Source organism: Fluoribacter dumoffii NY 23 (assembly GCF_000236165.1).
Taxonomy (GTDB): Bacteria; Pseudomonadota; Gammaproteobacteria; order Legionellales; family Legionellaceae; genus Legionella; species Legionella dumoffii.
Map to the genome: position 1 here is coordinate 3,412,925 of NZ_CM001373.1, position 13,176 is coordinate 3,426,100.

Genomic DNA, 13,176 nt, shown 5'->3' on the forward strand with positions numbered 1-13,176 from the left:
TTGCATTAAATAACCTACTTGATTTGTCTGCAAAATATGCGAACATTACCCCATTCTGGCACTGAAAGCTGGTTTATAAGATAGAAAAAGAATCCAGATACTCAGGGCATACTATTGAAGTTGTGCCCGGAGTTTTGTTAAAAAACAGTTTTAGGAGAATAAGGAGTGAACAGCAAGAATATAAATAAACCTGGTTTTAGGTTGGGGTTGGGCGCTATTGGTCTTTTTACATTTCTTACCTTAGTAAGCCTGCATGCCGCTGCAAATACTGTGGTCTCTTTAGGAGAAATGGCCTCCTCAATAACTAACTCATTTGCTAGCCTGGCTAAATTAATAACTGCTGGGGCTTATTTGGGAGGTCTGGGGTTTTCTATTGGAGCGATTATGAAGTTTAAACAGCACAAAGATAACCCCACGCAAATCCCGATTGGAACCCCAATTGCTCTAGTTTTTATTTCTGCCGCTTTGTTATTCCTCCCTTCCATTTTAGGTGTTACAGGAACAACAATGTTTGGAGCTGGTGGTGGTGAAACGGCAGGACCTAATGGAATTATTTTTAGTAGCCAATAAGTTAGGGTTGTAAGTTCTATCCCTTTTTGCGGGATGGCCGAACGCATACATCTAGGCTTGAACTTCGGGAAGTTCATCAAAGGAATTCGTCAAACGAATAAATGAGCTTCCCATTGCCTGTTTGCAACAATTCATTGTGTATCAGCAAAATTAAATATATGCGCTTAATGCGGGTTCATACCATCGTTTGGTTGATTAGCTTCCTCTTTACGGCGCTCCATTTGTATCAGATTAGAGACACAACCGACATATTTATCTCTTAACTCCCGAGCGTGGGTTACTTGCACCAAGTCATTTACCTGTTCCGTCGCAGGAAAGTCTTTTTTTTCTTGAATAAAATAACTAGAGACATAGCGTTGGGATTCTTGCAGGATTAAGCCCTCCATATGAGTTGCCATTTCCGCATGACTTCTTTTCACTTTACCTTCACATGCGATGCCTTTAAAAGCAATTAATTCGTTCTGTTCCTTCTCAGACATCTCTCTAATAGGATTCTCAGTGTAGGTTATGCTTTCAATGGGTTTAATAAATTTCGCTGTGGAATTTGCCCTCATTATTTCTTCACGCATCTCCGGGTATTTCGCCCATTCACCACCCCCAAGAGAACAAGAAATTGCCAAGGCTTCATCATTACCCATGCGACGAATAAACGAATCTGCAACTTGTTGGTAGTGTTCCTTTATAAACCCTATTACTTCCTCATCATCTGCACCATTTTCAAACATAATGGCGTCTCTGAAGCCAAACTCTTCTTCAATGAGTTTTAATATCGCGTTATCGGATCTCTCGCGGATAAAATATTCAAAAGCTTTATCTACCATGTATTTATGTAAGATATCGACTGCTTCTTTGGAAACAGTCCAGTTGACTGGTTTCACCATATAAACTTCACCCTTGGTAAATTCGCCAGCAGGAAAACTCAAATAGCCCATCCAGGGAAACCATGTTTCCTTACTATTACTGTTAAGGCCGGAAGAAGTGTAAAAGGGATACAGTACAGAAGAATTTCCTTTAATTAGTGTGATTGTTCGTGCCTGGGTCTTATAAGCATGAATATCTCCATCTTTAAACGTATACATAAACCCTCCATAGTTTGTGTACGGGATGTTTAAATTATAGGCACAAAGCAAATATATTGGATTCTTCGGATTTTAAGCCCTGTTGGGGCATGAGATTACACGGGGATTAAAGCAGGTTTTTTGGCAAAGCCTCTGCAAGGAGATCGCCAACTATAAACTCAGGAAAAAATTGATGGAAACTATATTGGCTAAAAAATCGGGAACCCCAAATCGTCGGATATACTGATTCATATAGCCAACTTCAGTATTCAATACTGGGTTTATTTTATAACCTAGTCCCACAAAATATCGGTTTTGATCAAAACCACGGCTGTTTTTTCCCACAAAATTATTCTTATGAATAAACACTTCATCGCTTGTAACAAAACTCAACTTATTAAAATGCTTCAAAGGAACTGAAATTTTAAGCAGTTGCCTCAAGCGATAGGCTGTTTTGGGATTATTTTCTAAAAAGCGCTGTTCTGTGCGGGTTCTACTGGTAAACGTTAAATGTTTATATGTTTTAGTCCATAACAATTGCTGCCAAATCCGATCTTCCTCAAACGGATTAGGCGTATTTGGTTTCCCTGTATAAATCCATGCATAGCCAACCCAGATGCTAAGATTGTCAGTTACCTGGACGTAATAAAATCTGTGAAAAACGGCTGCTGTCATCTCCCAGACGCTCTTGATCTTCCAACCAGTATCTTAGACGACTTATAAATTTTTTATCACTGTGAGTTTTACCAATCGCAGTTATACTGAACCAGGTTTGAAAATCACGTTCAAGAGCACAATCTCCCTTGGTGGACCAAGAGAAAATAAGCACTCCTATTAAAAAACAGAATAAAATACTATTCCTTTGCATTTATCTTCTTAATATAAAAAGAGGATTATTGTAATTGACGATGCTTCATTTGGAAAGGAGCATGAATCCGGGCGAGCGGGAAATCCATTCTTGGGTTCTTCGCCAAGAATGACGCGTTTACCGAGGAGAAGAAAGATAAAAATAGCAGTCAGGGTGGTGAGCGATTCACCACCAGTCCTTAATTTGATATGTTTAAAAAATAGTACATCCTTTCCTGTTACGGGCTTTTTTATCTTCCACAGCAATAGCATCGGATTTATCAATTTTTTCGAGGCAATTCCTAAAGGAATCGAGATGGGAAAGATTTTGATAGGCCAAATGTTGAACATCTTGTATCAACAGAGTTAGTTTCTCATGAAGCAATGGTTTTGCTGCTTCAAGTTCGTCAATCTTTTCATCATATAATTTCATGAAGTCTTTTTTTACACGCTCATTTTGGACATTAATTGATTTAGGGGATTTCTCCAGAAGATAGTTTTTTACTAATTTATGCATGCTTGCGGCAAATTTATAATTCCCCTTGATTTGCAGTAATCGATAGGAGTCGAGTAGAAAATTATAAAGCTCATCGACATAACACGTGTCAAAAATTGCTTTTAACTCTTTTGTTTCATCTTGCTTGATGGCTCTTTCCAAATGGTGGCATATACAGCTGTGAGATTTAGTGCACATACGGATCCTTGTTATGGGTAATCAGCAAATATATTAAAAGTGCCCATGCTGTGCAAATAATATTATTAACTCTGCAACTTATACTGAACAATTGACCAGGCCAATAGTAGGGGCTCAGACAAGACTGCAAAACTTTATCGCAGTTTTGCCACCTTATTATAGTGAAGATTTCCAGCTATTGGATTAAAGTATTATCTCAATATGCTTTAATCCATTTTTTGAAATGTAAGTAGGGCAAAAGGCAGCATATCCGTTTGTCTGTTATCCGATATTATAATAGGAGTTTTCCTGTGAGTAAGGCTTTTACCAAAGAAGATGATGAGTATAGTGAACCAGAGCGTCCGGAGTTAAAATTACCGGGGATCAAAAATTATATGACTCCTAATGGTTTTGCCATGTTGCAAGCTGAGTTACGCAATTTAGTGAGTAATGAACGACCTGAAATTGTGAAAGTAGTAAGCTGGGCCGCAAGTAATGGGGATCGATCGGAAAATGGAGATTACATTTATGGAAAAAAACGTTTACGAGAAATTGACAGACGCATTCGCTATTTGACGAAACGATTGGAAAGCGCTGAAATCGTCGATCCTAAACTTCAGGTCGGTCTTACTCAAGTATTCTTTGGCGCCACGGTCCAATATGTCGATGAAAATGGTGAAGCTCATCGGGTCAAAATTGTTGGACTGGATGAAGCAGATATCAATGCAGGAAAAATAAGCTGGATTTCACCCCTGGCGAAAACTTTATTGAAAGCTCGAGTTGGGGATGATGTCACCTTACGGATTGGTGATGAGAAACGTGCATTAACAGTGACGCATATTTCTTATGAGGTATAAAAAAACGTATGTCAGCACGTGAAGCATGCATGCATGCAACCCGGTGTCTACTTAAACAGTGCATTGTGCGGTAAAGAAGTGTCAATCAACGAATTAATACTTATTGGGAAATTTCATACCAAAGCGGTGTAATATATAACGACTCATTCCATGAGCAAGTTCGCGTTCACGACAAATCCAGGCGTAAATGGTCCAATGAGAATTCCAGCAAGCAAATAACCAATTATTGTGGGCAATTTTAATTTAGTAGCTAGAAATCCCAACAGTAAAGATAAACCCAAAGCTGCTGCAAGGGTTGATATTAAAGGTAAGCTATGGTGCATTGATTTTCCTTATTTTAAGGGATTTTAAAGGCACTCATAAATTATCATTTGTTTATTATTTAATCATATTAGATAAATACGATAAGTAAAGCTGAGATCTTTTGACCTTCTATTTTGACCCAAACTGGCTTACGCAGATTGACGCATCTACGCAGCCAGACTTAGGGACTTAGGGGGTCAAGGGACTTAGGGGGTCAAGTCTTGAATTGTGAATTATCAAAATTATAGTCGTAATATTGTTAACTATTTTACTTACAGTGGAGTAATGCCATTCTTCTTTGGTTTAATTTCTCCCAATGGGGTTGTAAGAACAGGTAAATTCAAACGGCTTGGGTTCGACCTGCCTGTGTAAATGTAGATAATAACCCTCGCTTTTAAGCAAGGAATTAATATTAAGTAAATTATCTATTTCATATAAATAATCACGATGCGGAGACTCCCAGTCGGAAATTTGAGTTAATGCTTTTTGTTTCGCCTCAAATTCATTAGCAGCAACTACAAAAATATTTTTATGTAATTCAGTAAATTGTTTCTTATCGTAGCCACCCAGATTGACGAAAAATAATTTATTAGTACTCGCTGCAGATTGTTCTTGTAAAATTTGAATGCTATGTCCATCTGCATACTTTAAAATGCCCCAGGCATCTATATGCAAACTTTTTGGTATCCCCCACCAACTCTTTCTAAGGGCATCATATGTCTCTTCAATTGAATTAGCGACAATAAAGCGGAGATCATGGAGTTCGATTAAAGAATTAGGGTGGGAACCACCAATATATACTACAAATAAATTCATTATTTAATTTATCCTTTGAACCAACAGTTTGTAAAAATTGTCCTCGCCCCTGTCTTCACGTACACGTTAAGGAACAAAGCGCTGTAAAGTCCACGTTCCCTGAGTACGTTTTGCAGTGAGTGAATCCGACAACCGATGTTCATTTAATTGATAGAATTTTATCACTTCAGGAATAATCGTAAAACCAACATACTCTCGAGGCCTTGCTGGGAGATTTTCTTTATAGTGCTCTTTTAAAGCAAACAACTCTTCATCCAGCTCCTGTTGTTTATTTATCATCTGTCCGGACTTTGTGCCATAGACTAAAAAACGTAACCTTCGCTCCTGATCATAAGTCTCCCAGTTTTTTAAATTTTCTTGTTCTTCAACTGCTCTTACCTTACCAAGTACAGTAACTTGTCTTTGGGTTTCCGGTAACATAAAAGTAAAAGAAACCTGCGGATTCCCTAACATGTGGGCTACTTTAGCACTACCCAGCTGGGTAAAAAAAAGTAATCCATGTTCGTTTATTTCACGGATGGCTACTGTGCGGCTTATTGGATGCCCATTTCCATCTACTGTCGCAAGAACCCCCATCTTAAACGGGAGAGCCTCTGTCTCCACCCACATCTTCATTAATGTTAACAACCAGGCATAATCAACGTGTTGGGGTAACTCGTCTAAAAACCAGTCTCTGTCCGTAAATTGCATTTTTATATCACTTCCTAAACTTCAGATGGGTTGGATTATATTACTACTTTGCGCATCATCATAATTGGATCTTTAGCTAATCTGATTTTTTTTGATACAATGCCTCTTTTAAGTAAAAATATACTTCATGGATAAATCCGAAAATAAAGCTGCTTCCGTTTCCGCCACTCAAGAGCTAAGAGCACTGTTTGCGATCGATAACTGCAACAGACAAGCTGCTTGGTATAATCGTCTCGTAACCTGCCTGCCCCACGCTGTCTTCACCAGTGGGGAACCTGAGATCATCTTCAATACTGCAGGCTTCACTTACTATAATCTTGAGTTTACTGAAAGCATGCCTAAAGAAGGCAGTACCGTAACCACCTATACCATTCCGGAGCTCATCGACACCTTCTTAATCAACGAAGGGGTTGGCATAGCCATTGAGGCACGTAATCCAAAACAAGCTATCGACCTCAGTTATGGCGACGTCTTGGGTTTTCATCTCTATCGGACGTTTGCTGAACCCGAGGCTCATCCCTTCAAAACAGAGATACCTCATCCCTATATTATTCGTGAAGGCACTGATCTCCTCATCAGCGACGTACCAGCGCAAATCCTGCCCGCTACCTCAATAAAATTACTTGAAGCGATCATGCAGCATTTCGGTATCCATGACGCCAAAATCAAGCTCGTCTATCTCCCAGAAACTGATCAGCATGAGTTAGTCTTCTCGATTGACAAGAAGCAATTTCCACCCAACAAAATACAGGCTCTTTTGCAAAAACTAGGCTGGTTTTTGCCAAGGTATTACTCCTATTTGGCTTGTGATCTGAACGATGTATCCCCTTTAATTGGAAATCATTAACACCAAGCACGCAGTTTGCGCTTGGTTTCGTTTACCAATTTGGATTAGTTCTATCATTTCAGCCTTTAAAATTGGCACGTATTAGGACCTGTGGAGATTATCTTCTACCCCAACATCTTTATTTCCACACAGAGAGCGGGCATTTTTTATTAATGTTTTAGCAGCTCCAATACAACACAAGCAAGTATTGATTGCCAACAATTTAATAAGAGTGAAGATATTAAGTACTTGTTTATTAACATATTTTTTATTGATTTTTGAAAACATGTATGTCTAAATAAAAAAACCTTAATCAACCAATTAACCTAATGAATAAAAACAATCTATCTTTTTATCTAAGTATTTTTCTAGCTTCCTCTTCAGTACATGCATCCAGTGAGACACTCAAAGAAACCCCTTTCGGGCTTCGTCCAAGTCAATGTATTCATACCCACCCTTCCGGAACCACGATTCGTGAAAAGACATCCGGAGTGGAAGCGATCTATCCTGACGGATCAATTAAACAATATCCTAAAGACCCAGTCTGTATGAAATATCACCAAGATTGGTTGGACTCATCACCCCGATTTAATGATAACAAAACGGATTTAAAAAATGGGTGGTTAGATAATGCCTGGTGGTTTACGCCTTCCCCGGCCGCAATGCTTTCAGGAAACTACTGGGTTCCCAGTGATCCTGCCGCAGGAAGAAAAACTTATTGGTTGTACTATTTCCTGGGATTAGAAAATATTCAATCTAATGTCCCGGTATCGATCTTGCAACCGGTGCTTTCCTGGTCTTCATCTGGATGGAAGTTTACCAGTTGGAACTGTTGTCCTGAAGGACAGGTTCATAAAGCGGCTTCTGTACCCACTAAAGCAAATTCTGTAGTGCATGGGGAGATTCAACAACAGGGAAGTATTTGGATAATCGACGCTATTGCTGCAGGCGAGCATTCCACTCTGAAAGTAGAGGCCAATAATCGAGTTTTTAATTACGTAGATGCCACTCTTGAAACCTATAATGTTGCAGACTGTACTTATTTTCCGAGTACTCCATTAACCTATTCCCAAATATTGTTAATTCTCGCCAATGGGAAAGCTGTCACTCCAACTTGGAAAACTACAGGTGCCACACAATGTTCGGGTTCTGTAACAGTTGCCAGTCCTTCGAAAATTGTTATAAGCCATAACTAAGAACCCTGCAGCGGTTAAAAGTACTTTCTGAGTAAGTGCAGCACCTAGAAAGTACTTTTACACATTTCATATATAGCTTGGATAAGCCCTACTTCTTAGCAATGTCAAACTACCTCAATTTCCACAGGAGCAGTACCTTTAATACCAAGTTTCCTGGCGGCAGCAAAGGATAAATCAATTATCCTGTTCGCTAAAAAAGGACCTCGATCAGTAATCCGTACCACAATCGACCGCCCATTATTCAGGTTTTTAACCCGTACTCGTGTAGAAAGTGGGAGTGTGGGATGAGCTGCTGTCATCGCATACATGTTGTAGCGCGCTCCGGACGCTGTTTTTTGATGCCGGGCGTGAGACCCATACCAGGAAGCAACTCCTTTTGCTTTGTAATTTTTGGCAGATTTCATCACATGATATGTTTTCCCTCTGACCACATAGTGCTCAGGACCATTAGATTGCTGATGCGTACAAGCAACCAGCAGCATTGGGATTAAACCTGTAATGAGTCGGTTAATGGACAAAAAAATCGCTTTATAATTCATATAATTATCTTCTACTTCCATAACAGATATGTTACTTAGAAAGTTTTAAATATTAGCAAGCGGATCTAAAAAACTGATTTAAAAAATTAAAGATCCCCAGGAATAAAAACTTTTTTACAAATAAAATCGTCAATGGGCAACACATTTTTTATCATTGCCCGCATCATTGGTTTCATTGATTATATATTTTTTTGATGAGTATGTACCAACAAATTTTACTGTATCACCTCATATCTCCAAGCAAAGAGGTCTCTATACCCCTGAAAACTTCGGGAATTTTGACAGCGGGGATGCACGTTCTGGAAAGCTGGTCAAATCTATAATTCTTTATGCAACCAACCAGTTAAATGGTGGTATCTTAAGAGTTGACGCATTTCAAAAAGTAGTATGAGGGATATTTTTGCGTATCAAATCCTCTCTAAATAAATGTTCAGATTCTTTCGCGCTTAACGAGGTTGTGGACCAAAATGAATGCTCATTTACAGATTTTGGCGAATTATGAATCACTAAAATCTTATTCTTTAACCCCCCTTCTTTAGGTACTTCCTGGGCCTGTCTTTGCTGGGATGGAGGATTTGTAAAAAATTCTGGCGGCAAAAAGCGCATAGAATATACATCACACCAGCCTGATTCATATTTAAAGAATTTCTCAGGGGTACGGGAAGTTAAAAGTTGGCTCGTTGATGAAAAAACGTTTTCAGCCTTTGCCCAATAATATTTTCCCCATTGACTTATTATAAAGCATAGCTCACGCTCTTTGCTGATAAAGTATCCTGCAACAACTACTGCATGCTCTCGGTTACTGGAAAAATATGCTGGCTCACCAGCAGGGTCTATATCATAAAAAATAATAGGTGCTTCATCTTTATTAATTGCCGAAATTATCCGTTCGACATAATGTTCAAATTGATTTTCTGTATAAATTGAAGAGTTTATAAATCCATTATCGGCAGCCAGAGCAGCTAAAGTGCTCGCACTGTATATTTCTCCCACCTGTGAACCGTAATCTTCTTTTGCGTGCTTTCGTAGAGAATCAGTATATTGACCCTTGTTTTTTCTAATGGGTAATGGTTGCGGCATATCTCGGAATTGATGCAAAGAATTTAAAACAACACTTAAAGCGTTTAATTTGCATACCTGACCACGTTGGGTTTGGGGAATTATGGGTAAACCGAGCTTGTATTGAAAACCTGATTCGTTTTTAAGCACTGTTGTTTCAAGGAAAAGAGATAAATCTGTAATTCGAGGCATGGTATTAATGATAAAATAAAAAATATTTTGACTCATATTTAAATAATCTGTCAAGTTTTTGCAACAACAAGTCTTGTACTTAGTCAGACTAGTTAATTTTCACCCCTTTTTCTCTATTAACATTCCCCCACTAAAATAAATAATTTTAGAGTATTTCTTCATGGCAAAGTTAACTCGAGTTAGCTAGGATGTAATCCGGTTTTCTTAATAAAAAAGATTGCTTTGACGTTGACAGTAGGGAACTATTAATTAACCATCGATCATTTTTTAATTTAAACTGTCTCTAATTTTGATAATTGATACTTTTTTGCAAGGAGCATTAATTGAAAAGATATCCTCTTTTATTCATTTTATTCTCGAGTTGTCTAAACCAGAATGCCATCGCGGATACTCATTTTACCACTACGGAACAGGTCTCTAGTCCTTTATGGACATTTATCCCTGATGCAAACTTTCCTCCTGAAGTCACTGTAAGTCCCACAAGAACTGCGACGGTAAAATACACGATCACCAATCAATCAAAAAAAACAAAGATGTTGGTTATGAGTCCTATTATCGGAATCAATCAAGTGACTTCAGGAGTTGGGAACTGCAAGAATCCTTTTTCATTAAGTTATAAGCAATCTTGTACTTTAACTTTGAAAGTGATCGGTTCCGAATTAGTGAAAAATGTATCCGGAGGGCCTGTGGTTTGCAACCAAGGCAATCGCTTGCAATGTTATCAACCTGCCTCTAGCAACAGCTTGAATATCACTAAAGCTGAGATGACAAGGTTTTATGTCAACGGCAGGAGACTTGCAAATGGTAATGGAAGTAGTTGGCCCAATGCATTTAATAATTTAGAGTCTGCACTGCAAGCTGCGAATGCTGATCCTGGTCCTGTTGAAATCTGGGTAGCTCAAGGCGTTTATAAACCCACCCGAGTCTATGCGCCACAAGGGGTTGTTGGAGGAGCATATGGAATTAATACACCTAAACTGAGAACCTTTAATCTACCAAGTGATACAGCTATATACGGAGGATTTTCAGGGAGGGAAACGAGCCGCGGACAAAGAAATGGTCAGCTTTTCCCTACCATTTTATGCGGTGACATGACATCAACTTGCCTTACTCCCTATGTAGTTAAAAGTAACCATGATAGGGTTTGGCATGTGCTTATGGCTGGAAGTGATGTTTCTCCAGGAAAGGGGGTTAAAAATATCAAGCTTGATAGCCTTATTGTCAGAGGAGGATATGCAGTTGGTCCAGATAGCGGGGTTTTAGGACCTAGAAATATACTCGAGAGTTTGGATTACGAACATGCTGCAGGTGGAGGTCTTTTGGCACGCTATGGTTCAACCATTGAGCTTAGTAATATGCTTTTTGAGCTAAATATAAGTGATGGTTCCAATGCAACAGTGACTGAAATTCTCGATGGAGAATTCCTTTCATTAGCTTCAGGTGGAGGGGCTGTTGCAGCAATAGATACTGATACCGCAATTACTATAAAGCATTCCAAATTTATTAATAACCTTGCTGTATTTCCAGGTGGTAGCGGCGGCGCTTTAGAAAATTTGATTGATGCTACATATACTATTACCTCAAGTCAATTTGAACAAAATATTGCTTTTCGCAATGGTGGCGCGATTCGAGGTAAAGATGGGGGTAATATCAACATCGCATCAAGTAATTTCAAAGGCAATGTTTTAAATGGTCCAGTACCAGATGCCAGCGGCGGTGCTCTTGGGGTAATTAATACTAACTTATCAGTGTCCGATTCAACGTTTACGCAAAATCAAACTACACTTACCGGTTTTGGTGGTGGGGCGATTTTTTTTCACATCCCTTTTAATGATGGCACTCCTTATTTTTTAACTGTTGTAAACTCAAAATTTATAAGTAATGTTGCTTCAGCATTTGGAGGCGGTGGTATCAATGTTTTTGGAGTACTCCCTAATCCAGGTTCGCGTGCCAAGATCATGAATTCTGAATTTACTAACAATTCTGGTGGTGTTGGCGGCGCAATTTACCTAGACTCAATAGCGACAACAGTAACACAATCAATTTTTGCTTATAACCAGGCAGAACTGGAAGGAGGAGGAATTTTTGCTTCTAACTATGCGGATGCTGTTTTTGCCTCTCCTGTAAAGACCTTGGCAGAAATTTCAAATAATAAGTTTTTTCATAATACAATTGAAGGGGTACCCGCGAGCGCTGTTTCACCGCTATTCTTTTTTAATTCAATCGCCAATTTCTTTAGTGGAGGCAGTTCTTCAGTAACGACTATGGCACCAGGAGGAGGTGCAATTGCTGTTGAATTTTCTGGAAATGCCAAGATTGTTGATAATATTTTTGAAAAAAATACTGCTTTAAAAAAACCATTAGGAGAGGATAATAGAGGGGGCGCGATATTAGTAGGAGGCTCTGCAGGAAGTCCACTTGCTATGAATTTGACTCATGCGTGCATCTCTTCGAATAAGTTCTTTGGAAACCAGGCAAATATAGATAACAATATTGCGCTATATAATCCAGGAAACATACCTGGTGGTGTAACCATTGATGCATGTATTTCCCCTATAAAAAAATTACAATAGATAGATAACTCGGATGAGACAGTTCTGATCCGGGTTTTATAAATTTGATGGGGATAGCAACCTGTAAATTTTGATGCCATATTTGGGGTGATTTTGAGACAACAGAAAACCCCAAAAAACAATCTATGAAAAATGATAATTTATCCCAACTCTAACACTCCCAAAAGAAGCAGTAAGAGCAGTATGGGCAGCAGCACTTCCCCAAAGAGCAGCTGGTGATTCAGCGCCATTGTGTTGTGCAAGTACAGCAGGCGCATTCAAATGATTCAAACGATAGTAACTGTAATCAATCTTGGCACTCCAGTGGGCTTTAAATAACCATTCCACTCCTGCACCAGTAGTCCAGCCGGGGAGAGTTTTATTTAAGTGATTTTGAATGGCAATAGCCGGAAAAACTGTTGGTCCTAATGATTCATTAGCTGTCCAAGCTGTATGCAATTCGATATTACCGTATGCAAATCCTCCTGTGCCGTAGATTAAAAACGTGGGATGATACAGGTAGCCTAAACGAGCACTCACGGTACCTAAATAATTAATCTTTTGTTTAACAGCCAGAGACCCTACATAGTACTCATCAAAATCCGCTAGGTTGACCACTTTTTGCAAGACATAGGTATGATCAGAATCGATTAAACCATCGAAACCGATAGCGAGACCCAGTAAAATTTTTTTGCTCTGTTGGTAATTATAGCCAGCCTGACCTCCGCCTAAGAATCCATTGGAATGCAGCGAAAAATTGTTAGTAGCCACTTGAGCTAATGCACTGGCAATATTTTCAGCACCTAAAGGAAATGTTTGATTGATGTAGCTAATTGAACCGGTGGTGGCAACTTTATTGGCTTGAGAACCCCAGTATCCCGCGTCAGCCCCAAGATAAAATCCAGTCCAATTCATCTCATTAATTGCCCCCGCGCTGCCAGAATATGTAAAATTGCAGGCTGCAGTCATTATTAAAGAAAGCGCTATTTTTTTCATAAC

General features: G+C 39.0%; 14 protein-coding genes. 5 read left to right on the forward strand and 9 right to left on the reverse strand.

All coding sequences use genetic code 11. The features are described from left to right. The first annotated feature begins 165 nt into the window (after positions 1–165). Positions 166–570, forward strand: coding sequence for a hypothetical protein (locus KYQ_RS15560; protein ID WP_010655053.1), 405 nt, complete (start codon positions 166–168; stop codon positions 568–570). 164 nt (positions 571–734) lie between these two features. On the opposite strand, the gene KYQ_RS15565 is transcribed toward KYQ_RS15560, so the two are convergent. The 3 genes from KYQ_RS15565 to KYQ_RS15575 form a co-directional block, all read right to left on the reverse strand. After that, positions 735–1,649, reverse strand: coding sequence for a hypothetical protein (locus KYQ_RS15565; protein WP_010655054.1), 915 nt, complete (start codon positions 1,647–1,649; stop codon positions 735–737). 150 nt (positions 1,650–1,799) lie between these two features. Then, positions 1,800–2,303 (reverse strand): DUF2490 domain-containing protein, encoded by a 504-nt coding sequence (locus KYQ_RS18425; protein WP_231294574.1) that lies wholly within the window; start codon positions 2,301–2,303, stop codon positions 1,800–1,802. Positions 2,304–2,688: 385 nt separating this feature from the next. After that, entirely contained in the window at positions 2,689–3,168 is a 480-nt protein-coding gene (locus KYQ_RS15575; RefSeq protein ID WP_010655056.1) for a hypothetical protein, read from the reverse strand. 290 nt (positions 3,169–3,458) lie between these two features. Here KYQ_RS15575 and greB point away from each other — a divergent pair, with 290 nt between their 5' ends. Beyond that, positions 3,459–4,004, forward strand: coding sequence for a transcription elongation factor GreB (gene greB / locus KYQ_RS15580; protein WP_010655057.1), 546 nt, complete (start codon positions 3,459–3,461; stop codon positions 4,002–4,004). Positions 4,005–4,147: 143 nt separating this feature from the next. On the opposite strand, the gene KYQ_RS15585 is transcribed toward greB, so the two are convergent. The 3 genes from KYQ_RS15585 to KYQ_RS15595 form a co-directional block, all read right to left on the reverse strand. Further along, positions 4,148–4,327: a cation:proton antiporter gene (locus KYQ_RS15585; RefSeq protein WP_010655058.1), complete on the reverse strand. Its 180-nt coding sequence runs from the start codon at positions 4,325–4,327 to the stop codon at positions 4,148–4,150. Positions 4,328–4,610: 283 nt separating this feature from the next. After that, positions 4,611–5,123, reverse strand: coding sequence for a DUF1543 domain-containing protein (locus KYQ_RS15590; RefSeq protein WP_010655059.1), 513 nt, complete (start codon positions 5,121–5,123; stop codon positions 4,611–4,613). Between the two features lie 66 nt (positions 5,124–5,189). Further along, positions 5,190–5,813: a pyridoxamine 5'-phosphate oxidase family protein gene (locus tag KYQ_RS15595; RefSeq protein WP_010655060.1), complete on the reverse strand. Its 624-nt coding sequence runs from the start codon at positions 5,811–5,813 to the stop codon at positions 5,190–5,192. Positions 5,814–5,940: 127 nt separating this feature from the next. On the opposite strand from KYQ_RS15595, the gene KYQ_RS15600 reads away from it, so the two are divergent. Both KYQ_RS15600 and KYQ_RS15610 read left to right on the forward strand, forming a co-directional pair. Then, the gene (locus KYQ_RS15600; RefSeq protein WP_010655061.1) at positions 5,941–6,660 is read left to right on the forward strand and encodes a hypothetical protein; all 720 of its coding nucleotides are present in this window, start codon (positions 5,941–5,943) and stop codon (positions 6,658–6,660) included. A gap of 308 nt (positions 6,661–6,968) precedes the next feature. Beyond that, positions 6,969–7,835, forward strand: a complete 867-nt coding sequence (locus tag KYQ_RS15610) for a hypothetical protein (protein ID WP_010655063.1) — start codon at positions 6,969–6,971, stop codon at positions 7,833–7,835. Positions 7,836–7,939: 104 nt separating this feature from the next. On the opposite strand, the gene KYQ_RS15615 is transcribed toward KYQ_RS15610, so the two are convergent. Further along, positions 7,940–8,374: a septal ring lytic transglycosylase RlpA family protein gene (locus KYQ_RS15615; RefSeq protein ID WP_010655064.1), complete on the reverse strand. Its 435-nt coding sequence runs from the start codon at positions 8,372–8,374 to the stop codon at positions 7,940–7,942. 375 nt (positions 8,375–8,749) lie between these two features. Continuing rightward, a complete protein-coding gene (locus KYQ_RS15625) occupies positions 8,750–9,661 on the reverse strand; it encodes a hypothetical protein (protein WP_010655066.1) in 912 nt (303 codons plus the stop codon). A 287-nt stretch (positions 9,662–9,948) separates the two neighbouring features. On the opposite strand from KYQ_RS15625, the gene KYQ_RS15630 reads away from it, so the two are divergent. Next, positions 9,949–12,198, forward strand: coding sequence for a hypothetical protein (locus KYQ_RS15630; protein ID WP_010655067.1), 2,250 nt, complete (start codon positions 9,949–9,951; stop codon positions 12,196–12,198). A gap of 123 nt (positions 12,199–12,321) precedes the next feature. Here KYQ_RS15630 and KYQ_RS15635 read toward each other — a convergent pair whose 3' ends face one another. After that, on the reverse strand, positions 12,322–13,173 hold the full coding sequence (locus KYQ_RS15635) for an outer membrane protein (protein WP_231294575.1): 852 nt from the start codon (positions 13,171–13,173) through the stop codon (positions 12,322–12,324). Between the last annotated feature and the right edge of the window lie 3 nt (positions 13,174–13,176).